This window comes from Georgenia alba, from assembly GCF_042665525.1.
GTDB lineage: Bacteria > Actinomycetota > Actinomycetes > Actinomycetales > Actinomycetaceae > Allobogoriella > Allobogoriella alba.
The window spans coordinates 1,926,792-1,949,979 of sequence record NZ_JBHTCQ010000001.1 but is presented as its reverse complement, the minus strand read 5'-3'; the positions used below and the strand labels follow the sequence as shown (position 1 = coordinate 1,949,979).

Genomic DNA, 23,188 nt, shown 5'->3' with positions numbered 1-23,188 from the left:
GAGACCTCACTGGAGGACGGGCAGATCAGGCCTCTCAGGGTAACGCGATCGCGGCCCGCACCCGGTCGGTGAGGACGTCCACCAGGCGTGCGCGCCAGGAGGTCCAGGCCTGCGGGCCCGCGGCGCGGGCGTCGGCCTCGGTGAGGCGGCGCAGCATCGTGAGCACCTCGGGCCGGTGCTCCACGCCGGCCGCCACCTCCTCGACCACCTCGGGGTCCTCCAGGTCGCGGCTGGTCGCGACGGCGGGGAGCAGCAGGTGCTCCCGCACGAGGAGGACGACGACCTCGCGGCTCGCCGGGTCCACGCCGATCCGGTCGAGGAGCGGGCCGGCGATCTCGGCGCCGACCTCGGCGTGCGGGCCGCGCCCGGGCAGCTTGCCGATGTCGTGGAGGAAGGCGGCCAGGAGGAGCTGGCGGTCGGCGCGATCGCGGCCGTCGACAGCTCCGGTATGCGGGACCCCGGCAGCGGTCTCGATCAGGTGCCGGTCGACCGTGAAGCGGTGCAGCGGATTCCGTTGCGGCCGGTTGCGCACCGCCGCCCACTCGGGCAGCCAGGTGGTCACGACGCCTGCGAGGTCCAGCGCCTCCCAGACGGGCACCTGGGCCGGGCCGGAAGCGAGGATCTCCAGGAGCAGGTCGAGCGCGGGCGCCGGCCACGGCTCCGGCAGCGGCGCCGCCCGGCCGAGGGAGTCGAGCATGGCCGGCGAGAGCGGCAGGCCCGTCCGGCACGCCACGGCAGCGGCGTGCAACGTCAGCAGCGGCTCGTGAGCCGGGTCGACTCCGCCGGCGAGGACGATCTCCCCCTCGTGCTCGAGCAGCCCCGGAGCGAGCTCGGGGAGCCGGGGCGGGAGCACGCGGCCGCGGACCAGCCTGGGCCGCGGTGGCACGGCGCTGCGCGACCGGTTGTGCCCTCGCGCGCGCCGCACCGTCTCGTCCAGGGCGTGGCTGATCACCCGGGCGGCCCCGGCGATCGACGCGAGCAGGTCGTCCGCGGCGTCCGAGACGGACGTCCCGCGCGAGGTGGTGCCCACGACACCGCCCGCGGCGAGGAACCCCAGGCGGCCCGCGACCTCGTCCTGGTCCGCCAGGCGCAGGGTGGTGGTCGCCCGGTGGGTGGTGGCGGCGAGGGCGTCGCGCACGTCGAGCAGGTGGGCGTACGCCCGGTCGAGCTCGCTGCGCCGGTGCGGACGGTCGGTGAGCCAGGACGCGACGAGCGCCTCGACGACGACGGCGTCGCGGAGCCCCCCGCGGGCCTCCTTGAGGTCGGGCTCGAGCAGGTAGGCCACCTCGCCGAACCGCTCGGCACGCTCGGCCACGGAGGCCACCAGGTCCTCCAGGCGGCGCCGGGCCCCCGACCGCCAGTCGGCGAGCACCGCGCGTGCCGCCCGCTCCCCCAGGTCCTGATCGCCGGCGACCGTGCGCAGGTGGAGCAGCCCGACGGCGGCCGGCAGGTCCGCCGAGGCGACCGTCCGGCACTGCTCGAGGGTGCGGACCGCGTGGTCCAGCCGGATCCCGGCGTCCCAGACCGGGTACCACAGCGCCTCGGCGAGCGCCGTGAGCTCTGTGTCGTCGAGCCGGTCGTCGTGGACGAGCAGCAGGTCCAGGTCCGAGACCGGTCCGCCGTCACGGCGTCCCAGGCTCCCGACCGCCGTCAGTGCGACGCCGGACCCGCCGTCGAGCCCCGTGGTGGCGAGGGCGTGCTCCCACAGCTCCGCGAGCGCCGCGTCCGTGAGGTCGGCGAGGGAGCGCCGGTAGGTGGCACCCGACTCGCCCGGCGCGGGCGGCGGCAGGACGAGACGGGCCCGGCGCAGCTCCCCGAGCAGGGGGAGGCGCGCCGGGCCCGCCGGGGTCCCGTTGGCCGACCCCAGGTCACCCCGGGTCACAGCGCGTCGGGGCCTCGCTCTCCGGTGCGCACCCGGACGACGTCCTCGACGGGCACCGTCCAGACCTTGCCGTCGCCGATGCGCCCGGAGTGGGCCGCGCCGACGACCGCGTCCACCACCGCGTCGGCGTCCTGGTCCCCGACGACGATCTCGAGGCGGACCTTGGGCACGAGCTCGATGGTGTACTCGGCGCCCCGGTAGACCTCGGTATGGCCGTGCTGCCGGCCGTACCCGTTGGCCTCGGACACGGTCATGCCGTGGATGCCCGCGGCCTCGAGGGCCTTCTTGACGTCGTCGAGCCGGTGCGGCTGGACGATCGCGGTGACGAGCTTCATGCCCTTGCCTCCTGAGTCGTGAACCGCCCGGCCCCGATGCCTTCGTACGCCGACTCACCGTGGACCGTCTGGTCGATGCCGGTGACCTCCACATCCTCGCTCACGCGCCAGCCCGTCACGACCTTGAGCACGAGCGCGATGACCGCGGTGACCACGAGCGAGAAGGCGACGGCGACGACCGCGATGATGACCTGGACCGCGAGCTGGCTGGCACCGCCTCCGTAGAACAGCCCGGTGTCGGTGGCGAGGAACCCGATGCCGACGGTTCCCCACAGACCGGCGACCAGGTGGACGCCGACGACGTCGAGGGAGTCGTCGTAGCCCCACCGGTACTTCAGGCCGACGGCGAGCGCGCACAGCACCCCGGCGACCAGGCCGAGCACGACCGACCCGAGCGGGTGCAGCGCACCCGCAGCGGGTGTGATGGCGACGAGGCCGGCGACGACGCCGGAGGCCGCGCCCAGGGACGTGGCGGCGCCGTCACGGATCTTCTCGGTGATGAGCCAGCCGATGATGGCGGCGGCCGTCGCCGAGGTCGTGTTGACCCAGGCCAGGCCGGCGAACCCGTCCGCCGTGAAGGCGGAGCCGGCGTTGAACCCGAACCAGCCGAACCACAGCAGGGCGGCACCCAGCATGGTCAGCGGCAGGCTGTGCGGCTTCATCGGGACCGTCCCGAAACCACGGCGCCTGCCGATGACCAGCGCGAGCACCAGGCCGGCGGCACCGGCGTTGATGTGCACGACCGTGCCGCCCGCGAAGTCGATCGGTGCCGCGATCGAGGCGAACGGGCCGTCGCCGCTGAGCAGGCCGCCGCCCCAGACCATGTGGGCCATCGGGAAGTAGGCGAGCGTGGCCCACAGCGCCGTGAAGGCGAGCCACGTGCCGAACTTCACGCGGTCCGCGATCGAGCCGGCGATGAGGGCGACGGTGATGATGGCGAACGTCGACTGGAAGCCGACCCCGACGATGCCGGGGACGCCGTAATCGTCGAGCAGGAACTCACCGGCCTCGTCGTAGACGGCCCCGGCGAGGCCGAACTGGTCGAACGGGTTGCCCACGATCCCCCCGATGGAGGAGCCGTAGGACATCGACCAGCCCCACAGCACGTAGATGACGGCGACGACGGCCATCGCGCCGAAGCACATCATCATCATGTTCAGCACGGACTTGGACCGGGTCATGCCGCCGTAGAAGAGCGCCAGCCCGGGGGTCATGAGGAGCACCAGCGACGCGGATATCAGCATCCACGCGGTGGCTCCGGTGTCGAGCTCCATGGTTCCTCCCTCGCCAGCGCGTACGGCTGGCCAGGCACCACGGTCCTGGGTCCGCGTTTCGCCCCGCGAACACCGGTGTTTCCTGGATGTGACAAGTGGGGCGGCCGGATGACGATCCTGTTGCCGACGCCGCGCCGTCCCGCCATGCGAGATGCGCAGGCCGTCCTCGGTGCGCCCGTGCTCAGCCCGCGCTCAGGAGAGCAGGGCCTCCACGAACTCCTCGGGCACGAACGGGGCGAGGTCGTCCGGGCCTTCGCCGAGGCCCACGAACTTCACCGGGACGCCGAGCTCGCGCTGCACGGCGACGACGATCCCGCCCTTGGCCGTGCCGTCCAGCTTGGTCAGGACGATGCCGGTGATGTCGACGGCCTCGGCGAAGACCTGCGCCTGGCGCATCCCGTTCTGACCGGTCGTGGCGTCCAGGACGAGCAGCACCTCGCCGACCGGCGCCTGCCGGGACATGACGCGCTTGATCTTGCCGAGCTCGTCCATGAGGCCCTGCTTGTTCTGCAGTCGGCCGGCGGTGTCCACGAGCACGACGTCGGCGCCGCTCTCGCGCCCCTGGCGCACGGCGTCGAAGGCGACGGAGGCGGGGTCCGCGCCCTCGCGGTCGGAGCGGACCACCTCGACGCCGACTCGCGCGCCCCAGGTGCCGAGCTGGTCCGCGGCGGCGGCCCGGAAGGTGTCCGCGGCGCCGAGCACGACGTCCTTGTCCTCGGCGACGAGCACCCGCGCGAGCTTGGCCACCGTGGTGGTCTTGCCGGTGCCGTTGACGCCGACGACGAGGACGGTCGCCGGGTGGGGCTCGCCGTCGTCACCGAGCACGGGCGTCGCGGCCAGGCGCCGGTCGGCCGTGGTGCCGACGAGGGCGAGGAGCTCCTCCCGCAGCATGGCGCGGACGGCCTCGGGCTCCGTGGTGCCCATGACCTTGGTCCGGGTCCGCAGCGTGTCCATCAGCTCGGTCGTGGGGCCGACGCCGACGTCCGCGAGCAGGAGCGTGTCCTCGATCTCCTCCCAGTCGCTCTCGGAGAGGTCGCCGCGGGAGAGGACGGACAGCAGGGCCTGCCCGACGGAGCCGGAGCGGGCGAGGCGCGCACGCAGGCGCTGCATGCGCGTGGCGACGGGCTCCGGGCGTTCCAGCGTCGGCGCGGGAGCAGCCGCCGGAGCGGTCGCGGCGGCCGCCTCGACGTCCGGGTCGAGCACCTCGGCCTGGTCCGGGTCCGGCGTGGGCGGCGGACCGCCACGGCGACGCCGCAGGAGTGCGGTCGCGCCGATCCCGACGGCAATGAGGAGGACGACGACGACGGCGAGGAGGAGGGCGATCTGTTCGGTCACGACGCCCAGTTTGACCTACCGGGGCGAGCCTCGGGCAATCGTGCGTGCCGGCGGCCTCGGTGGCCGGCGATCAGTGCTTGGTGAGCTGGCGGGCCCGTTCGCGCACGTCGTCCCAGCGGGCGACGATCTCCTCGGGCCGGGTGTACGCGGGTCGGTCGTCCGGCACGCCGAGGGAGAACAGGTCCTCGAGGTCCGCGTCCTGCACCTTCGTCTGCGGCAGCTTGTCCTTCTTCAGCTCATCGGCCCGCCACGCGGCGAAGGAGTCCTGGACCCAGGCCACGAAGCCCTTCTCCGGCCGGCGCCCGGAGAGCAGCGCGGCGAAGATCGCCACGGCGCACAGCACCGCGACGAACCCGTAGACGATCGCTCCGGTCATGTGACTCAGTATCACCCCGAAACTGTGAATTCGCTGGTTACACGGGATGTCTGCGTGGCGAGCGGTCGGTGACGTCGCTCACCCGGCCGCCCGCGCGGCCCCGATCCGACTCCGCAGGTGCTCGACGTCTTCCTCGCGGACCCGCCACCGGGAGAGCACGACGGCGCCCCCTTCGAGGCGCGTTCACACCGGTTCGACCTCGCGCTCCAGCCGCTGGGAGATGACGGTGGTGACGCCGTCGCCGCGCATCGTCACGCCGTAGAGGGCGTCGGCAACCTCCATGGTGCGCTTCTGGTGGGTGATGACGATGAGCTGGGAGGAGTCGCGCAGCTCGCGGAAGATCTCCAGCAGGCGGCCGAGGTTGACGTCGTCGAGGGCGGCCTCGACCTCGTCCAGGACGTAGAACGGGCTGGGCCGGGCCTTGAAGATCGCCACCAGGAGCGCGACGGCGGTCAGCGACCGTTCGCCCCCGGACAGCAGCGAGAGCCGCTTGACCTTCTTCCCGGCGGGGCGCGCCTCGATCTCGATGCCGGTGGTGAGCATGTCCTCGGGGTCGGTCAGCACGAGCCGCCCCTCGCCGCCGGGGAAGAGCCGGGAGAAGACTCCCTCGAACTCCCGGGCGGTGTCCTCGAACGCGTCCGCGAAGACGCGCTGGACGCGCTCGTCGATCTCCCGGACGATCTCCAGCAGGTCCTTGCGGGACTTCTCCAGGTCGGCGAGCTGCTCGGTGAGGAACTTGTGGCGCTCGGCCAGGGCGGCGTGTTCCTCGAGGGCGAGCGGGTTGACGGTGCCGAGCCGCGCCAGGTCACGCTCCGCACGCTTCAGGCGCTTCTCCTGCTCCTCGCGCACGTAGGGTCGCGGCTCGGGCTCCGGCTCGTCCTCGGTGGGGGCGACCCGCACCATCGTGTCCGGCCCGTACTCGTCGACGAGCACGGCCGGGTCCAGTCCGAGCTCGGCGACCGCGCGCTCCTCGAGCTGGGTGACGCGCAGCCGCTGCTCGGCGCGTGCCACCTCGTCCCGGTGCGCCGCGTCGGTGAGCGCGGACACCTGGGCGCTCAGCTCGTCCAGCTCCGCCCGGACCTCGGTGAGCTGCTGCTCCCGCTCGCTGCGCTCGGTCTCGGCCTGCTCACGCTCGTCGGCCGCCGCCGCGACCGACGCCTCGACGGCGGCGGCCGCCCGTGCGGCACCGGCGCGCACCTCCGCCGCCACGTCGGCCTGGGCGGCGCGACGCGCGGCGAGCTCGGCCGCGCGGCGTCGTGCGGCGCGCTCCTCCTGCGCGGCCGCCTCCAGGGACGAGGCGCGACCCGCCAGGGCGCCGGCGCGCTCCTCGAGCGTGCGCAGCGCGAGCCGGGCCTCGGTCTCCTTGCCGCGTGCCTCCCGGGCCGCCGCCGCGGCGGCGTCGCGAGACTCGGTGGCGCCGGTGAGGTCCTCCTCGGTCCGCTCCGGCTCCCGCTGCGCGATCTCCAGCCGCTCGGCGAGGGTCTCGAGCTCGGCCGTGTGCTCCGCGATCTCCGCCTCGGCGCGCTCGATCGCGGGCCGGGCGCGCTCGGCCTCGGCCTCGGCGCCGCGCAGCGCGGACGCGTGACGGCCCAGCTGCTCGGCCACCGCGGCGTGCCGGGCATCGGAGGCGTGCAAGGCGTCCAGGGTCTCCGCGACCCGGGACTGCGCGGCCTTGACCCGGTCCTGTGCCGGGCCGAGCGCGAACCGCGCCTGCTCCTGCCGGGCCGTCGCCGCCTCGATCTCGCGGGTCGCCTCCTCGTGCGCGGCGTGCAGCTCGAGGACGCTCGGTGCGCCGGTCGTCCCCCCGTGCGCCGCGACGGCGGAGAGCAGGTCGCCGTCGCGGGTCACCGCGGTCAGGCTCGCATCCCCGGCGACGACGGACCGCGCCTCGGCGAGCCCGTCGACGAGCACGACGTCCGCCAGCAGGCGGGCCAGCGCAGCACCGACGGCGTCTGCGGCCCGCACGACGTCGAGGGCCCAGACTCCCGTCGGTGCGTCCCCGCGGTCCGGGTCGGCACCGTCGCCCGCGACGAGCAGCCGCACCTGTCCGCTGTCGTCGTCGCGGGCGCGCCGCACGGCGTCCACGGCGACGTCGACCGACTCGACCAGCGCCGCGTCGGCGGACTCGCCGAGCGCGGCGGCGACGGCGTTCTCCCAACCCGGCTCGACGGTGAGGTGGTCCGCGACCGGCCCGAGCAGACCGGCCATGCCGGTCTCGAGCAGGGCGCCGGTGCCGTCCTTGCGGCGCAGCGACATCTCCAGCGTGTCGCGTCGCGTCGTCCAGGTGGTCCGGTCCGCCTGGGCGGACCGCTCGTCCTCGACGAGCTGCGCGACGGTGCGCTCGGCCTCCTCGAGCTCGGCCGTGGCCTGCTCGTGGGCCTCGTCGAGGCCCTCCTCGCCCTCCTCGACGCCGGCGACCTGCTGCTCGAGCTTGGTGAACTCCGACTGTGCCGTGCGGGCCCGCTCCTCCGCCGCGGCGAGGGCCTCCCGCAGCCGCCCGATCTCGGCCTCGGCGGCCTCGAGGCGCTCGCGCCGGGCGCCCACCTGGCCGGTGAGGCGGGCGAGCCCTTCCCGACGGTCGGCGACGCCGCGGTGGACCGCGGCCAGCGCTCGCTCGGCCTCCCGCTCGGCGTCCTCGGCCTCACCCCGAGCGGCGACCGCCTCCTCGAGCGCGCTGCGTGCGGCGTCCACGTCGGCGCCGAGCGCGGCCTCCTGCTCGCGGACCTCCGCGGCCTGGGCCTCCAGCTCGTCGGGCTCGTTACTGCTCGCCGGCTCCTCGCTCGTCGTCGTGCCGAGGAGACGCACCCGCTCGGCGGCGACGTGCTCCAGGGTCCGGAGCCGCTCGCGCAACCCCGAGAGCTTGTACCAGGTGTCCGTGGCACGCCCGAGCCGGGGTGCGGCGGCCGCGGCCGCCTGCTCCAGAGCGGTCAGCCGTGCCCGGGCGTCCTCCTGGGCCGCCTCGACCGCGGCGCGGCGCTGCTTGAGGGCGGTCTCGTCCGCCTCGTCCTGGGCGAGCGTGGAGCTGAGCTGGACGAGGTCGTCCGCGAGGAGGCGGGCCTTCGCGTCGCGCAGGTCCGCCTGGACCACCTGCGCGCGGCGGGCGACGTCGGCCTGGCGGGCGAGCGGACCCAGCTGGCGGCGGATCTCGGTGGTCAGGTCGGTCACGCGCGCGACGTTGGCGGACATCGCCTCGAGCTTGCGGAGCGCCTTCTCCTTGCGGCGCCGGTGCTTGAGGACCCCCGCGGCCTCCTCGATGAAGCCACGCCGGTCCTCCGGGGTGGCCTGGAGCACCGAGTCCAGCCGGCCCTGGCCGACGATGACGTGCATCTCCCGGCCCATGCCGGTGTCGGAGAGCAGCTCCTGGATGTCCAGCAGCCGGCACGCCTCGCCGTTGATGGCGTACTCCGAGCCGCCGGAGCGGAACAGGGTCCGGGAGATGGTCACCTCGGTGTACTCGATCGGCAGCACGCCGTCGGTGTTGTCGATCGTGAGGGAGACCTCGGCCCGCCCGAGCGGTGCCCGGTTCGCGGTGCCGGCGAAGATGACGTCCGCCATCGCGCCGCCGCGCAGCGTCTTGGCGCCCTGCTCACCCATGACCCAGGACAGGGCGTCGACGACGTTGGACTTGCCCGAGCCGTTCGGACCGACGACGCAGGTGATGCCCGGCTCCAGGTGCAGCGTCGTCGCGGACGCGAAGGACTTGAACCCTCGCAGCGTCAGCGTCTTCAGGTGCACGCGAGGCAGCCTAAGGCCTCAGGTGCCGCCGATCCGTGAGGTGGGCCGGAGTTGTGGACGGCCGGGCCGTCAGAGGATCGGGAACCAGAGCCCGATCTCCCGTGCCGCGGACTCGGGGCTGTCGGAGCCGTGGACGAGGTTCTGCACCACGGTGGTGCCCCACTCGCGCCCGAGGTCGCCACGGATGGTTCCCGGGGCGGCGGAGGTCGGGTTGGTGGCGCCGGCGAGCGACCGGAAGCCCTCGATGACGCCGTGGCCCTCGACGACGGCGGCGACGACGGGACCGGACGTCATGAACTCCAGCAGCGGCTCGAAGAAGGGCTTGCCCTGGTGCTCGGCGTAGTGCTCGGTGAGCAGCTCCCGGGACACGGTGCGCTGCTCGAGAGCGACGATCGTGTAGCCCTTGGCCTCGACGCGGCGGAGCACCTCGCCGGTGAGCCGGCGGGCGACGCCGTCGGGCTTGACGATGACCAGGGTGCGTTCGAGGGAAGTAGTCACGTGCAGGCAGCCTACCGGTCTGCGGCGTCGGTCCCTGCCTGCTGCGCACGGTGCTCCAGCTCCGCCTGGTAGCGCTCCTGACGCTCGCGGTCGATACGCGCGCCGACCCGCAGGGAGACCACCCACAGCACGCCGAAGAGCGCCCCGACGACGAGCATGGCGGGCAGCACGACGCCGGCCGCCAGGAGCAGCACCTGCACCACGTACCCGACCACGACACCGGCCCTGCCGCGGCGCACGAGCCCGCAGCCGAGCAGGCACAGCAGCATGACCGCACCACCTGCGGTCCACACCAGCGGGCGGTCGGCCAGCTGCAGGCCGTGCGCGACCAGCGTCGCGAACAGCACCACGAGGAACTCCGAGGCGAGCACCGAGACGGCGAACATCGCCCGGGCCGAGCCGGGCTTCCTGGGCGGTGGGGGCTCAGCGCTGCCGGTGCTCACCGGTCAATGCTAGGTCCCGCGACCACCGAGGAGACACACAGCTCTCCCGAACGCACCCACGGATACGGCGGTCCTCGCGGGACAGGTGTGTGCCGTGCGGCGCCGCCCCCTCCCGCGGTGCTATCCGGCGGCCGCGCCCTCCCCGAAGCCGTCGGCCACGCTCCCGGCGACGCCGTCCAGCGCCTCCGCGGCCTGCGTGCCCGAGGCCGCGACGTGGATCTCGTCGCCCTTGCGCAGGCCGAGGGCCATGAGGGCCAGCACGCTGGTGGCGTCCACGCCGTTCACCGTGACCGTCGCGTCGTACCCGGAGACCAGGCGCGCCAGTGTGGCGGCCGGCCGGGCGTGCAGGCCGACCTCGTTGACCAGGACGAAGTCCTTGGTCAGGACATCGTCGCCGGTCGCGGGCGCCCCGGCGGTGCCGCTGCCGGTGTCGCCAGCCTCCGCGGACAGGTCCGCCGCACCACCGAAGGCGGCTCCGGCGTCACGCACCGCCCGTGCCACGTCCGCGGCACCCGCGCCGCCCTGGGCCGCCACCGCGGCCGCGACGGCGCCCTCGACGAGCGGGCCGTCGGCGAGCACGACGCCGCTGTCGCCCTCGAGCGCCTCGAGGACGGACTCGGCCGTCATGGTGGCGGAGCCGAGGTCGGTCAGGAGCACGACGCCGTCGAGGCCGTCGGTGCCGAGCAGGTCCGAGATGGCCGTCTCCACCAGCGCGTAGCTGGTGCCGATCGCGCCGTCCTCGAGCCCGCCGGCGGCGACGATCCGCACGTCCGGCGCCATCTGGGCCGCGACCTCGACCACGCCGTCGGCGAGGCGTGCGGAGTGCGAGACGAGGACCAGGCCGGTGCGCACCTGCCCGCTCGCGGCCATCACGGCGCCTCGGCGGCCTCGGCCGCGGCTGCGAGCAGCAAGGCGCTGGACTGCGCCCCCGGGTCGCGGTGCCCTGCCGACCGCTGCCCGAGATAGCTCGCACGACCCTTCGTCGCCACCATCGGCTCGGTGGCCTGCGCACCGGACGCCGCGGCGTCGGCGGCGGCCCTCAGCACGGCCGCGGGGGCGGCGCCGTCGGACGCCGCGGCGCGGGCAGCCCGGGCCGCAGGCAACCACGCGTCGACCATGGTCTTCTCCCCCGGCTCTGCCTTGCCACGCGCCTGGATGCCCTCGACGGCGGCCTCGAGGGCCGCGGCCACCCCCGCGCCGTCCAGCTCGCCGTCGGCGGCCTTGGAGGCGCGGAGGAACGCCGTGCCGTAGAGCGGGCCGGCGGCCCCGCCGACGGTCGACATCAGGGTCGTGGCGACCGTCTTGAGCACCTCGGCGGGCGTCTGCGGCGCCAGGGTGGCGAGCTTGCCGCTCACCGCGGTGAAGCCACGGTCCATGTTCTCCCCGTGGTCCCCGTCCCCGATGGCGCGGTCCAGGTCGATGAGGTCCACCCGGTTGGCCGAGACCACCGCCTGGGCCCGCTGCATCCAGTCCACGGCCCAGCTGGCCCCGAGTCCGGTGGTGCTCATGCGCAGTCTCCTCGCTCTCCGCTCGTCCTTCGCCCGCGCTCGTCGCAAGCGGGGTTCATCCCGTCCATTCTCCTCGCTCTCGGCCGATCAGCTGCTGCTCACATGCCGCGCCGCAGCGCGACGGTGCTCACCGGGGCGTCCCACAGGTCGGTCAGCGCGTCGTCGAGCCGCAGCACCGTGATCGAGGCGCCTTGCATCTCCAGGGACGTGATGTAGTTCCCGACCAACGAGCGGGTGACCTGCGCGCCTCGGGACTCCAGCACCTGCCGGGCGTGGTCGTACACGAGGTACAGCTCGGACAGCGGCGTGCCGCCCATGCCGTTGACGAAGAGCAGCACCCGCTCGCCCGAGGACAGCCCCAGGTCCTCCAGCACCGGGTTCAGGAGCAGGTCGGTGATCTCGTTCGCGGACGCCATCGGGATGCGCCGGCGGCCGGGCTCGCCGTGGATGCCGATGCCGATCTCGATCTCGTCCTCGCCCAGGTCGAACGACGGCTTGCCGGCGTGCGGGACGGTGCAGGCGCTCAGCGCGACGCCCATCGACCGGACGTTCTCGATGACCTGCTCGGCGACGGCGGCGACCGACTCGAGGTCGTCGCCCCGCTCGGCAGCCGCGCCCGCGATCTTCTCCACCAGAACGGTGCCGGCGACGCCACGCCGGCCCGCGGTGTACAGCGAGTCCTCGACGGCGACGTCGTCGTTGACGACGACGGAGCGCACGGTGATGTCCTCGGCCTCGGCGAGCTCTGCGGCCGTCTCGAAGTTGAGCACGTCGCCGGTGTAGTTCTTCACGATGTGCAGCACGCCGGCCCCGCCGTCGGCGGCCTTGGTGGCCTCGAGGATCGGCTCGGGCGTCGGCGATGTGAACATGGCGCCGGGCACGGCCGCGTCGAGCATGCCGTGGCCGACGTAGCCGGCGTGCAGGGGCTCGTGGCCGCTTCCGCCGCCGGAGACGAGGCCGACCTTCCCGGCGACCGCGCCCCCGGCCCGGCCGACGTAGAGCGGGTCCTCGTGGACCGTGACGACGTCCGGGTGGGCCAGGCCGAAGCCCCGGACGGACTCGATGACGACGTCGTGCGGGTCGTTGATGAGCTTCTTCACCGACGTGCTCCTTCGGGTAGTCGGACCGGCCGGAGCGGCCGCAGCCACAGTCTGCTACGTCACAGGGCGATCCGCTGACGGATTGTCTCCCCGGCCCGGCCGCGAGCGCAGGTCCCCGCGCCCGGGGCAGGGGTCACTGCTGCATCCGCGGGTCGTCCGTCGGGTCGGCGTACGTCGGCGGGCACCGGCGCCCCACGGCCTCGGGGCGCAGCTCGTAGTGCCAGGGCTCGTTGGCGTAGACCGGGCAGAGCCCGTACGCGGCCCCGTGCTCCGCCAGCCACACGGTGGCCGCCTGGCCTCCCACGTCGACGGCGTCACCGGACACGTGGGACGACGTCTCGGCAGTGGCGACCCAGCGGGCCGCCTCGGCTTCCGAGCCGTACGCCGAGACCGTCTCCCGGAGGAGCTGGTCCTGGTACTCCGCCGAGCGCCAGCCGCTGTTGGCGACGATCACGACGCCCTCGTCCGCGGCGTCGGTCGACGCGTCCTGCAGGGCCCTCAGCAGATCGGCACCGAGGTTGGCGACGCCGGGGTACTGCTCGTCGAAGGCCGTCGCGCCGTCGGGGAGGACCCCGTCCGCCTCGGTGACGGTGCCGTCGGACGTCGGATCGACGCGGGCGTCGCCGGACGACGATGCCGTCACGGACTGCAGGACGAGACCGCCGAGGATCGCGACGACCACGAGGCCGGCCGCGAGCGGCGAGAGGGTCCCGCGGTGCGTTCTGCCTGCTGCTGTGGTCCGAGTCATGCCGCCAGTCAAGGCGCGGCGATGTTGCCGGGCCGTATGCCGCAGGCGATACGCCGACGATATGCGCCGCTCGTAGCATCGAGCCATGCGTGTCCTGGTCGTCGAGGACGAGCCCTACATGGCGGAGGCCATCCGCGACGGCCTGCGCCTGCAGGCGATCGCGGCCGACATCGCCGGCGACGGCGACACCGCGCTGGAGCTGCTGAGCGTCAACAGCTACGACATCGCCGTCCTCGACCGCGACATCCCCGGGCCCTCCGGTGACGAGATCGCCCAAGGCATCGTGGCGTCCGGCAGCGGCATGCCGATCCTCATGCTCACGGCGGCCGACCGGCTCGACGACAAGGCCTCCGGCTTCGAGCTGGGCGCGGACGACTACCTCACGAAGCCCTTCGAGCTCCGGGAGCTCGTGCTCAGGTTGCGCGCACTGGACCGCCGGCGCGCCCGCAGCCGGCCGCCGGTGCGGGAGATCGCTGGGCTGCGGCTGGACCCGTTCCGCCGCGAGGTCTACCGGGACGGTCGGTACGTGGCGCTCACCCGGAAACAGTTCGCGGTGCTCGAGGTGCTCGTCGACGCCGAGGGCGGCGTCGTCAGCGCCGAGGAGCTGTTGGAACGGGCCTGGGACGAGAACGCCGACCCGTTCACCAACGCCGTCCGCATCACGGTCTCCGCCCTGCGCAAGCGGCTCGGCGAGCCGTGGGTCATCGCGACCGTGCCGGGCGTCGGCTACCGGATCGACACGGGCCCCGGTGCCGGACATGAGTGAGCCCGCGCCGGAGCGGGCTCCCGGCCTGAGCGTCCGGATCAAGCTCACCCTCAGCTATGCGGGTTTCCTCATGGTCGCGGGAGCTCTGCTGCTCGCGGTCGTGTGGGTGTTCCTGCTGCGCGGAAGGTCGGACGGTCTACGCGTCCCCGATCTGTCCGACTTCCTGCGCGCCCTCAACCCCACCAATTTTGGTCCGTCCGTCTTCGTCCCGGCGGCAGTCATGGTGCTGGGCGTCCTGCTCGTGTTCGGTCTCGTGGGCGGGTGGGTGCTGGCGGGCCGGATGCTCGCGCCGTTGACACGCATCACCGCTGGCACTCGCAGAGTCGCGGACGGCTCCCTCTCCCACCGGATCCACCTCGAGGGCCGGAAGGACGAGTTCCGTGAGCTCGCCGACGCCTTCGACGCGATGCTGGCGCGGATCGAGGCGAACGTCGCGGAGCAGCAGCGGTTCGCCGCGAACGCCTCCCACGAGCTGCGGACCCCGTTGGCGGTCACGCAGACCATGCTCGACGTCGCCCGGAACGATGCGGACCGTGACCCGCGCGAGCTCATCGACCGCCTCCGGCTCGTCAATGATCGCGCGATCGATCTCACCGAGGCGCTGCTGGTGCTCAGCCGGGCCGACCAGCGATCCTTCACCCGAGAGCCGGTCGATCTGTCCCTCGTTGTCGAGGAGGCCGCGGAGACTCTGCTTCCGCTCGCCGAGAAGCACGGTGTCACCATCGAGACCGCCGGGGACGTGACGCCCACCGTTGGGTCGCACGCGCTCCTGCTCCAGATGACGGCGAACCTCGTGCACAACGCGATCGTCCACAATCTCCGCACCCACGGCATGGTGCAGATCTCCGTCGCCGGCGACGACGAGCACGTCGTCCTCACCGTGGAGAACAGCGGCGAGAAGCTCCCCGAGCGGCTGGTCTCGACACTCGCCGAGCCGTTCCAGCGCGGCACTCGGCGGATCCGCACCGACCACGCGGGCGTCGGTCTCGGCCTGGCGATCGTCAAGAGCATCGCGGCGGCGCACGACGGTTCGCTCGGGCTCAATCCTCGTGCCGGCGGCGGGCTTGTCGTCACCGTGAGACTTCCAGCGGCGCACCCGCTCACCGACAGGTGACCCGACGGCTCAGATCTCCTTGCGGTACGTGTGCGAGGTCTTCGTCCGCTGGTACCCGATGCCCGCGTAGAACGGGTGGGACTCTCCGCGCGCGACGTTCGAACGAACAAGGACCGTATGGAGCCCCTCCTGCAACGCCCATCGTTCGGCGGCGGCAACGAGCGCGCGGCCGAGCCCGGATCGGCGCACCTGCGAGTCGACCACCAAGTCCGTGATCTCGACGCGCTCTCCCCCTGACAGTGACAACCGCCGTTCGACGCTGACGTAGCCGTCGAGGCGCGAGCCGTCGGCAGCCACCGCGACCAGGACGTGTTGCCAGGGCGACCCCAGGATCCCCGAGAGCCTGCTGGTCACCTCATCGAACTCGGTCGGGTACCCGAGCTGTGCGAGCAGCCCGGTGACTTGCCGGGCGTCCGTGGCACGGATCGGGCGGATCTGGATCATCCCCGACTCCCTTTGGGCGGATCCCGTCGCTGCCTTCCCGCGTTCAGACGATCGGGAAGTCGAAGTAGGTGTCCGGATATGGCTCGTCTTCCATTGTGTAGTGCCACCACTCGAGCTCGTAGGAGCGAAACCCGCAGACCTCCATGACGGATCGGAGCTGCCGCCGGTTTCGCGACTCGACGCGACCGACCGCCGACCCGTGGTGCGAGACCGGGTCCATGAGGTCGTACCCACCGCCCATCTGAGCGAGCTCACCGGTGTCGAGGTGATAGAGGGTCAGGTCGACCGTGCTTCCCCGGCTGTGACCTGATCTCACTGCCACGTACCCGAGATCGAACATCTCCGACCTGTCGATGCGCGGATAGTGGCGCGGCTTCGTCCGGCCATCCTCCGGCTGCGTCGACCAGCGCACGAAGGAGTCCACGGCGTGCTGGGGGCGGTAACCGTCCCAGAGCAGGAGACCGAAGCCACGTGAGGCGGCTTCGTCACGTGCGTTCGCCAGGGCCGTGCACAGCACCATCGTGCCGACGACCCGGTTCACCAGGTAGCCGTCCACCGGCCTGCCGGTGAAGTTGTCCCACGTGGCGTACTTGGCGTCCCACCTGATGCCGGGGACCATGTCGTCCACGAAGGCGAAGCCGTCGTTCATCGACCCGCTCCGTCGAGCGCGTCCGACACCACCCGGTCGATCAGGTCGCCGAGCGTCAGGCCCGCGGCCGCCATCATCCGCGGAAAGCGGCTGTACGAGGTCAGGCCCGGCAGCGTGTTCACCTCGTTGAGCACGACGCCGCCGTCGCTCGTGAGGAACATGTCGACCCGTGCGAGTCCCCGGCACCCGAGAGCGCGGTACACGGCCAGCGCCGTCTGCCGAACACGGGCACGCGCCCGCCGGGAGATGTCCGCGGGGACGACGACGGTGGAGTTCTCGGAGCCGTGCTCGGGCTCGGACTCCTGGTGGATCCTGAAGAAGCCGTGCGACAGCCGGACCTGATCGACCTCACCGACGACGAGGTCGCTGCTGTACCCCAGGATCGCGCAGCCCACCTCGCTGCCGACGACCGCCTCCTCGATCAGGACCTTCGAGTCGTAACGGCGGGCCGCTTCGACGGCGGCCGAAAGGTCGCCCTCCCGATCGACACGGCCGACACCGAAGGACGATCCGGAGCGCGCCGGCTTGACGAAGACGGGGTAGGCGAACAGGCCGGGATCGAGAAGCTCATCCCTCGTGACGGTCCGGAAGACCGGCGTCGCGACTCCCGCACTGCCAACGACGGTGTAGGCGAGGGACTTGTCCATGCACAGCGCCGAGCTCTGGATGTCGCAGCCCGCGTAGGGGATGCCGGACAGGTCCAGCAGGCCCTGGATCGCCCCGTCCTCGCCTTGCCTGCCGTGCAGTACCGGCAGCACCACGTCGAGGTGGACCGTCGCGACACGTCCGTGGCGGTCCTGGACCTCCAACCCGTGCACGCTCCGGTCCGGTGAGAGGACGGCCGGACGGGCGCCGTCGTGCTCCCAGCCCACGTGCGGACCGCGACACAGCCGCCACGCACCGTCTTGGGTGATTCCGACGTAGAACGGTTCGTATCTCCGTGCGTCGAGGTGCTTCGCGACCTCCCGTGCCGACTTGACCGAGACCCGATGCTCCTCCGAGCGCCCGCCGAACAGTATCCCGACTCGCAATCTATCCATGGCGCTCGCCCTCGAACCTCAGGCAGTTGACCAGGGAGCCTTCGACGGTCTCGTGCAGGGCGCGCTCCGTGTGGTAGGCGGTGTGCGGAGAGATGAGCACGTTCGGGAGTTGCTGCAGGCGATCGAGCGACGGGCATGCGATCGGACCGTCTCTCCGGTCGGCGTAGAAGACTCCTTCCTCGCCCTCGATCACGTCGAGGGCGGCACCGCCCAGCCGTCCGCTCTCCAGCGCCTGGACGAGCGCCTCGGTGTCGACCAATCCTCCGCGCGCGGTGTTGACGACGATCGCTCCGGGTCTCATCCGGGCGAGACGTCGCCGGTTCAAGATGTGGTGCGTCTCGGCCGTGAGCGGAGCATGGAGTGTCACGACGTCGCTGCGCTGTAGCAGCTCGTCGAGGCCGGCACCGCCGGCGGCGAGGAGTCGCCTGTCGTGCGCGAGGACGCGGCAGCCGAATCCCCGGAGCCGGTCGATGACGGCTGTGCCGATGCGCCCGGTCCCGATGACCCCCACCGTCAGGTCGCGCAGGTCTCTCCCGCGGCCGTCGTGGAGCCGGTAGTCGTGGGCGTCCGTCCGAGTGATGATGGACCGCGCGTGCCGGACCGCCATGAGCATGAGCATGAGCGTGTAGTCGGCCACGCCGTCCGGTGGGTAGAGGACGTTCTCGACCGTGATGCCGACGTTCGCCGCGACGTCGACGTCGACGTGGTCGCACCCGATGCTCCGCGTGGAGATGTACTCCACGCCGGCGCGAGCGAGGTCGCGGAGCGCGCGACCGGAGACCGCGGTCTTGTGCCCGATGCTGATGCACCGCGTCCCCGATGCCAGCCAGGCGCTCGATGACGAGACGGCCTGGTCGGTCAAGGTCGCCGCGATGCCGAGGCGGGGCGCGATCTGCCGGAACGCCGCCGCCTCGTCCGGCTCGCACGAGTAGACCGTGATGCCGGTGCCGGCAGGAGGTGCGAGGGGCCGGGGCCGGACGAGAGTGCGTGATGCTTCGCCAGGGGTCATGCCTGCCAGCCAAGGCAGTGCGGTGTTGCCGCGTCGTATGTGGTTCTCGATACGCCGACGATAGGTCGCCGTTGGCAGCTACGCGCTCCGCTCGGTGGGCTTCAACAGCGCCCGGACGTCGGCGGCCAGCAGCACGGAGCCGACCACGAGGACTCCCGTGCTGGTCATGGCCTCCTCGCCGCCGGCCTCCGCGAGCGTCACCGCCCGGTCGAGCGCGTCGTCGAGCCGTTCCGCGAGATGCACCCGGTCCTCGCCGAACACCTCCCGCGCGACCTCGGCGAGGTCCTCGACCGGCATGGCGCGCTCGTTGCGCGCACGCGTCACGACGACCTCGTCCAGCATCGGCTCGAGCTCGGCCAGGATGCCCTCGGCGTCCTTGTCCCCCATGACGCCGACGACGCCGACGAGGCGGGAGAACGCGAAGGCCTCCTCCAGTGCCGCGTGCAGCGCGACCACCCCGGCCGGGTTGTGCGCGGCGTCGACCAGCACGGTGGGGCTGGAGCGCACCAGCTCGAGGCGGCCCGGAGAGCTCACGCCCGCGAAGGCCTGCTCCACGACGTCCCCGGCGAGCGCGCGACCGCCGAAGAGCTCCTCCACGGCGGCGAGCGCGAGCAGCGCGTTCGTGGCCTGGTGCGCGCCGTGCAGCGGCAGGAACACCTCCGCGTAGACCGCGGCCGGGGTCCGCAGGGTGAGCATCTGCCCGCCGACGGCGACCTGACGCTCCAGGACCTCGAGCTCCTCCCCCGCCCGCACCAGACGCGCGCCGTGCTGCGCGGCGGCGGAGAGCAGCACGCCCTCGACCTCCTCGTGCTGGGCGTCGGAGACGACGGCGGAACCGTCGGTGATGATGCCGACCTTCTCGGAGGCGATCTGGGTGAGGCCGTACCCGAGCCACCGTTCGTGGTCGCGTTCGACGCGGGTGATGACCTCGACCGTGCCGTCCGCGACGTTCGTGGCGTCCCACCGGCCGCCCATGCCGACCTCGACGACAGCCACGTCCACCGGGGTGTCCGCGAAGGCGGCGTAGGCCATGACCGTGTACACCTCGAAGAAGCTCAGCGGCGGGCCGCCGGCCGCCTGGCTGCGCTCGTCGACCATGGCGATGTAGGGGGCCACGTCCTCCCAGGTCTCGACGAACCGCTCGGGCGAGATCGGCTCACCGTCCAGGGCGATGCGTTCGCGCACGGTGTGCAGGTGCGGTGAGGTGAACCGCCCGGTGCGCAGCCCGGACTCGCGCAGCAGCGCCTCGATCATGCGGGCCGTGGAGGTCTTGCCGTTGGTGCCGGTGAGGTGGATGACCTGGTAGGCCCGCTGCGGGTCGCCGAGCAGCTCCAGCACGTCGCGGACCCGGTCCAGGCTGGGCTGGACCTCGTGCTCGGGAGCGCGCGCGAGCACCTCCTGGTAGATGCGGCGGACCTCCCGCTCGACGGCGCCCTCGTCCTGCGCGCCACCGCCGTGCCCGGCGCTCACGGGGTGGCCACCTTCGCGACCGAGACCTCGGCGGTGCCGTCCGCGCCGGCCGAGACGTCGAGCTCGAGGGCCAGGGTCTCGTGGGCGATGAGGTCGCGGTGCGCCTCGACCCAGGCCACCTTCTCGGCGGGCACCCGCAGCTCGAGCCGGATCCGGTCGGCCACGTACAACCCGGCCGCCTTGCGCTCGTCCTGGACCTGCCGGACCAGGTCGCGGGCGTACCCCTCGGCCGCGAGCTCCTCGTCCACGGTGAGGTCGAGGACCACGAAACCGCCGCCGGGCAGCAGCGCGGCCCGGCTCTCGGCGCCGACCACGGCGGCGTCCACCTCGGTGACGAGGTCGTACTCGCCGTCCTGCAGCGCGATGCCGTCGACCACCACGCCGTCCCTGTCGGGCCCAGCCTGCTCCCACCGACCTTCCCGGGCGGCCCGGATGGCCCGCTGGACGTCCTTGCCGAGGCGTGGCCCGGCGGCGCGGGCGTTGACCGTCAGCCGGGTGACGATGCCGTACTCGGCGGCGGCGCCGTCGTCCAGGCCGCGCACCTGGACGTCCTTGACGTTGACCTCGCTGGCCACCAGGTCGGCGAACTGGCTGACGCCCGCCGGGTCGGTGAGGACCACCGTCAGCGTCCGCAGCGGCTGACGGACCCGCACCTTGGCGGCCTTGCGCAGCCCGTGGGTGACCGACACGACGTCCCGCGCGGCGTCCATGGCGGCGACCAGCCCGGGGTCGGCGACCGTGTCCGGCAGCTCGGGCCAGTCGGTGAGGTGGACGCTGCGCCCGCCGGTCAGGCCGCGCCAGACCTCCTCGGTGACCAGCGGCGCGAGGGGCGCCATGACGCGGCACAGGACCTCCAGGGCGGTGCCGAGGGTGTCGAAGGCGCCCCGGTCCTCCTCCCAGAACCGGTCGCGGGAGGTGCGCACGTACCAGTTGGTGAGCAGGTCGAGGTACTCACGCACCGACTGGCAGGCGGCCGCGATGTCGTAGGCCTCGAGCTGCTCGGCGACGGTGCGTGCGAGGTCACGGGTGTGGGCAAGCAGGTAGCGGTCCATGACGTGCAGGTCCGCCAGGCGCGCCCGGTCGGTCAGGTCGAGCGGGGTGTACCGGTAGCCCCGGCCCTGATCGACCGTGCCGGAGTAGAGCGCGAAGAAGTACCACGTGTTCCACAGCGGCAGCAGGATCTGCCGCACGGCGTCCCGGATGCCCTGCTCGGTGACGACCAGGTTGCCTCCGCGCAGGATGGGGCTGGCCATGAGGAACCAGCGCATCGCGTCGGCACCGTCGCGGTCGAAGACCTCGCGCACGTCCGGGTAGTTGCGCAGCGACTTGCTCATCTTCTGCCCGTCGGAGCCGAGCACGATGCCGTGGGACACGCACGCGGAGAAGGCCGGCCGGTCGAAGAGGGCCGAGGCCAGGACGTGCAGGGTGTAGAACCAGCCGCGGGTCTGCCCGATGTACTCGACGATGAAGTCACCCGGGAAGTGGTGCTCGAACCAGTCCGCGTTCTCGAACGGGTAGTGCACCTGGGCGTAGGACATCGACCCGGAGTCGAACCACACGTCCAGCACGTCCTCGACGCGCCGCATCGTGGACCGGCCGGTGGGGTCGTCGGGGTTGGGCCGGGTGAGCCGGTCGATGTACGGCCGGTGCAGGTCCACCTCGCCGTCGGCGTTCCGGGGCAGCTCACCGAAGTCCCGCTCGAGCTCGGCCAGGGAGCCGTAGACGTCGATGCGCGGGTAGGCCGGGTCGTCCGAGCGCCACACCGGCACCGGGCTGCCCCAGAACCGGTTCCGGGTGATGGACCAGTCGCGGGCGTTCTCCAGCCACCTGCCGAACTGCCCGTCCTTGATGTGCTCCGGCACCCAGTGGATCTGCTGGTTGAGCTCGACCATCCGGTCCTTGAAGGCGGTGACCTCGACGAACCACGAGCTCACCCCGCGGTAGATCAGCGGCTGCCGGCAGCGCCAGCAGTGCGGGTAGGAGTGGTCGTAGGTCTCCCGGCGCAGCAGCACGGTGCCCTCGGTGACCGAGCCGACGGCGCCCTCCCGGCGGGTGCGGGCCTTGAGGTGGTCGATGATCAGCGGGTTCGCGTCGAAGACCTGCAGGCCCTCGTAGTCGGCCACCGGGACGGTGAAGCAGCCGTCCGCACCCACCGGCATGACCGACTCGATGCCCTCCCGGTCGCTCGTCGCCTTGTCGTCCTCACCGAAGGCGCCGGCGGAGTGCACGAGCCCGGTGCCGTCCGTCGTCGTGACGTAGTCGTCGGCGACGATGCGGTGCGCGCCGGGGTGCCCCGCGTAGTAGGAGAACGGCGGGGTGTAGCTCCGGCCGACGAGGTCGGCGCCGGTCAGCCGGGCGACCACGCGGGAGCGCAGCTCCTCGGCGTCGCCGCCGGCCAGCTCGCGGGCGTAGGCCTCCAGGCGCGCCTCGGCCAGGACGTACCGCTCGGTCCGTCCCGCCTCGCCCGGGTGGGGCGCCTCGACGACGACGTAGTCGATGTCCTCCCCGACGACGATGAGGAGGTTGGACGGCAGGGTCCACGGCGTCGTGGTCCAGATCAGCGCGAGCGCGCCGGCGAGCGGGTCGGCGGCGCCCTGGTCGTCGGCCGGGGCGAGGCGGAAGCCGACCGTGACGGCCGGGTCCTGACGCATCTGGTAGACGTCGTCGTCCATCCGCAGCTCGTGGTTCGACAGCGGCGTCTGGTCGTTCCAGCAGTACGGCAGGACGCGGAAGCCCTCGTAGACCAGGCCCTTGTCGTAGAGCGACTTGAACGCCCAGATCACCGACTCCATGTAGTCGGGGTTGAGCGTCTTGTAGTCGTGGTCGAAGTCCACCCAGCGGGCCTGGCGGGTGACATAGTCCCGCCACTCGTCCGTGTACTTCAGGACCGACCGGCGGCAGGCGGCGTTGAAGGTCTCGATCCCCAGCTCGAGGATCTCCTCCTTGGTCTTGATGCCGAGCTGGCTCATCGCCTCCAGCTCGGCGGGCAGGCCGTGGGTGTCCCAGCCGAACCGGCGCTCGACGTGCTTGCCGCGCATGGTCTGGAAGCGGGGCACGACGTCCTTGACGTACCCGGTGAGCAGGTGGCCGTAGTGCGGCAGGCCGTTGGCGAAGGGCGGACCGTCGTAGAAGACGAACTCGTTCTGCCCGTCCTGCCCGGCCGGACGGCCCGCGACCGAGGCGGCGAACGTGCCGTCCCGCTCCCAGTGCTCGAGCACCTCGCGCTCGATGTCGGGGAAGCGCGGGGAGGCGGGCACCTGAGTGCCCGGACGGTGCAGGGGGTAGGGCGTGGGCTCGCCGGTCAACGTCGCTCCTCGGGTCGTCGGCAACTGCTGCGAGGGAGACCGCGCACGCCGGACCCGTCCCCTGACGGGCCGTCGGTCTGCGCGACCTCGGTACCACCTCGCTTGCCCCGTACCCCACCGTTGGCGGGGGACGTGACCACTCGAGCGGGCTGTGACG

19 protein-coding genes and 1 pseudogene are annotated in these 23,188 nt (G+C 72.7%); 2 read left to right on the top strand and 18 right to left on the bottom strand.

The window, feature by feature from the left end; genetic code table 11:
* Positions 1 to 34: 34 nt before the first annotated feature.
* The 12 genes from ACFQQL_RS09005 to ACFQQL_RS08950 form a co-directional block, all read right to left on the bottom strand.
* Positions 35 to 1,882, bottom strand: a complete 1,848-nt coding sequence (locus tag ACFQQL_RS09005; protein ID WP_382393398.1) for a [protein-PII] uridylyltransferase family protein — start codon at positions 1,880 to 1,882, stop codon at positions 35 to 37.
* Positions 1,879 to 2,217, bottom strand: a complete 339-nt coding sequence (locus ACFQQL_RS09000) for a P-II family nitrogen regulator (protein ID WP_382393396.1) — start codon at positions 2,215 to 2,217, stop codon at positions 1,879 to 1,881. The genes ACFQQL_RS09005 and ACFQQL_RS09000 overlap by 4 nt, the downstream gene beginning before the upstream one ends.
* Complete coding sequence (locus ACFQQL_RS08995) at positions 2,214 to 3,491, bottom strand: ammonium transporter (protein ID WP_382393394.1); 1,278 nt, start codon at positions 3,489 to 3,491, stop codon at positions 2,214 to 2,216. Before ACFQQL_RS08995 ends, ACFQQL_RS09000 begins: the two co-directional genes overlap by 4 nt.
* Before the next feature lie 192 nt (positions 3,492 to 3,683).
* Positions 3,684 to 4,826 (bottom strand): signal recognition particle-docking protein FtsY, encoded by a 1,143-nt coding sequence (ftsY, locus tag ACFQQL_RS08990; RefSeq protein ID WP_382393392.1) that lies wholly within the window; start codon positions 4,824 to 4,826, stop codon positions 3,684 to 3,686.
* 70 nt (positions 4,827 to 4,896) lie between these two features.
* Complete coding sequence (locus ACFQQL_RS08985) at positions 4,897 to 5,202, bottom strand: hypothetical protein (RefSeq protein WP_382393390.1); 306 nt, start codon at positions 5,200 to 5,202, stop codon at positions 4,897 to 4,899.
* Positions 5,203 to 5,385: 183 nt separating this feature from the next.
* A complete protein-coding gene (smc, locus tag ACFQQL_RS08980) occupies positions 5,386 to 8,937 on the bottom strand; it encodes a chromosome segregation protein SMC (protein WP_382393388.1) in 3,552 nt (1,183 codons plus the stop codon).
* A gap of 69 nt (positions 8,938 to 9,006) precedes the next feature.
* Entirely contained in the window at positions 9,007 to 9,435 is a 429-nt protein-coding gene (ndk, locus tag ACFQQL_RS08975) for a nucleoside-diphosphate kinase (protein WP_382393386.1), read from the bottom strand.
* An 11-nt stretch (positions 9,436 to 9,446) separates the two neighbouring features.
* On the bottom strand, positions 9,447 to 9,878 hold the full coding sequence (locus ACFQQL_RS08970) for a DUF4233 domain-containing protein (protein ID WP_382393384.1): 432 nt from the start codon (positions 9,876 to 9,878) through the stop codon (positions 9,447 to 9,449).
* 120 nt (positions 9,879 to 9,998) lie between these two features.
* Positions 9,999 to 10,748 carry a dihydroxyacetone kinase phosphoryl donor subunit DhaM gene (dhaM, locus tag ACFQQL_RS08965; protein WP_382393382.1) on the bottom strand — a complete coding sequence of 250 codons (750 nt, stop codon included), beginning with the start codon at positions 10,746 to 10,748 and terminating at the stop codon, positions 9,999 to 10,001.
* A complete protein-coding gene (dhaL, locus tag ACFQQL_RS08960; RefSeq protein WP_382393380.1) occupies positions 10,748 to 11,386 on the bottom strand; it encodes a dihydroxyacetone kinase subunit DhaL in 639 nt (212 codons plus the stop codon). The genes dhaM and dhaL overlap by 1 nt, the downstream gene beginning before the upstream one ends.
* Before the next feature lie 98 nt (positions 11,387 to 11,484).
* Entirely contained in the window at positions 11,485 to 12,486 is a 1,002-nt protein-coding gene (gene dhaK / locus ACFQQL_RS08955; RefSeq protein ID WP_382393378.1) for a dihydroxyacetone kinase subunit DhaK, read from the bottom strand.
* A gap of 133 nt (positions 12,487 to 12,619) precedes the next feature.
* Positions 12,620 to 13,234, bottom strand: coding sequence for a M15 family metallopeptidase (locus ACFQQL_RS08950; RefSeq protein WP_382393376.1), 615 nt, complete (start codon positions 13,232 to 13,234; stop codon positions 12,620 to 12,622).
* A gap of 85 nt (positions 13,235 to 13,319) precedes the next feature.
* Here ACFQQL_RS08950 and ACFQQL_RS08945 point away from each other — a divergent pair, with 85 nt between their 5' ends.
* Entirely contained in the window at positions 13,320 to 14,000 is a 681-nt protein-coding gene (locus ACFQQL_RS08945) for a response regulator transcription factor (RefSeq protein WP_382393374.1), read from the top strand.
* Positions 13,993 to 15,114, top strand: coding sequence for a sensor histidine kinase (locus ACFQQL_RS08940; RefSeq protein ID WP_382393372.1), 1,122 nt, complete (start codon positions 13,993 to 13,995; stop codon positions 15,112 to 15,114). The genes ACFQQL_RS08945 and ACFQQL_RS08940 overlap by 8 nt, the downstream gene beginning before the upstream one ends.
* Positions 15,115 to 15,123: 9 nt before the next feature.
* Here the strand turns inward: ACFQQL_RS08940 and ACFQQL_RS08935 are convergent, their stop codons facing one another.
* The 6 genes and pseudogenes from ACFQQL_RS08935 to ileS all read right to left on the bottom strand — a co-directional run bounded on the left by ACFQQL_RS08935 (position 15,124) and on the right by ileS (position 23,031).
* Positions 15,124 to 15,558 (bottom strand): GNAT family N-acetyltransferase, encoded by a 435-nt coding sequence (locus tag ACFQQL_RS08935; protein WP_382393370.1) that lies wholly within the window; start codon positions 15,556 to 15,558, stop codon positions 15,124 to 15,126.
* Positions 15,559 to 15,601: 43 nt separating this feature from the next.
* Entirely contained in the window at positions 15,602 to 16,207 is a 606-nt protein-coding gene (gene vanX / locus ACFQQL_RS08930) for a D-Ala-D-Ala dipeptidase VanX (protein ID WP_382393368.1), read from the bottom strand.
* A complete protein-coding gene (vanA, locus tag ACFQQL_RS08925) occupies positions 16,204 to 17,247 on the bottom strand; it encodes a D-alanine--(R)-lactate ligase (RefSeq protein WP_382393366.1) in 1,044 nt (347 codons plus the stop codon). Before vanA ends, vanX begins: the two co-directional genes overlap by 4 nt.
* Positions 17,240 to 18,201, bottom strand: a pseudogene (locus tag ACFQQL_RS08920) (NAD(P)-dependent oxidoreductase). The gene vanA and the pseudogene ACFQQL_RS08920 overlap by 8 nt, the downstream one beginning before the upstream one ends.
* A 133-nt stretch (positions 18,202 to 18,334) precedes the next feature.
* Positions 18,335 to 19,726 (bottom strand): bifunctional folylpolyglutamate synthase/dihydrofolate synthase, encoded by a 1,392-nt coding sequence (locus tag ACFQQL_RS08915; protein ID WP_382393364.1) that lies wholly within the window; start codon positions 19,724 to 19,726, stop codon positions 18,335 to 18,337.
* Positions 19,723 to 23,031, bottom strand: a complete 3,309-nt coding sequence (ileS, locus tag ACFQQL_RS08910; RefSeq protein ID WP_382393362.1) for an isoleucine--tRNA ligase — start codon at positions 23,029 to 23,031, stop codon at positions 19,723 to 19,725. The genes ACFQQL_RS08915 and ileS overlap by 4 nt, the downstream gene beginning before the upstream one ends.
* Between the last annotated feature and the right edge of the window lie 157 nt (positions 23,032 to 23,188).

What these genes read in the sequence shown, in the direction of transcription:
- ACFQQL_RS09000 (WP_382393396.1), bottom strand. Translation starts at nt 2,217, where the DNA reads ATGAAGCTCGTCACCGCGATCGTCCAGCCGCACCGGCTCGACGACGTC.
- ACFQQL_RS08995 (WP_382393394.1), bottom strand. Translation starts at nt 3,491, where the DNA reads ATGGAGCTCGACACCGGAGCCACCGCGTGGATGCTGATATCCGCGTCG.
- ACFQQL_RS08985 (WP_382393390.1), bottom strand. Translation starts at nt 5,202, where the DNA reads ATGACCGGAGCGATCGTCTACGGGTTCGTCGCGGTGCTGTGCGCCGTG.
- dhaM (WP_382393382.1), bottom strand. Translation starts at nt 10,748, where the DNA reads ATGGCCGCGAGCGGGCAGGTGCGCACCGGCCTGGTCCTCGTCTCGCAC.
- dhaL (WP_382393380.1), bottom strand. Translation starts at nt 11,386, where the DNA reads ATGAGCACCACCGGACTCGGGGCCAGCTGGGCCGTGGACTGGATGCAG.
- ACFQQL_RS08950 (WP_382393376.1), bottom strand. Translation starts at nt 13,234, where the DNA reads ATGACTCGGACCACAGCAGCAGGCAGAACGCACCGCGGGACCCTCTCG.
- ACFQQL_RS08945 (WP_382393374.1), top strand. Translation starts at nt 13,320, where the DNA reads ATGCGTGTCCTGGTCGTCGAGGACGAGCCCTACATGGCGGAGGCCATC.
- ACFQQL_RS08940 (WP_382393372.1), top strand. Translation starts at nt 13,993, where the DNA reads ATGAGTGAGCCCGCGCCGGAGCGGGCTCCCGGCCTGAGCGTCCGGATC.
- ACFQQL_RS08935 (WP_382393370.1), bottom strand. Translation starts at nt 15,558, where the DNA reads ATGATCCAGATCCGCCCGATCCGTGCCACGGACGCCCGGCAAGTCACC.
- vanX (WP_382393368.1), bottom strand. Translation starts at nt 16,207, where the DNA reads ATGAACGACGGCTTCGCCTTCGTGGACGACATGGTCCCCGGCATCAGG.
- vanA (WP_382393366.1), bottom strand. Translation starts at nt 17,247, where the DNA reads ATGGATAGATTGCGAGTCGGGATACTGTTCGGCGGGCGCTCGGAGGAG.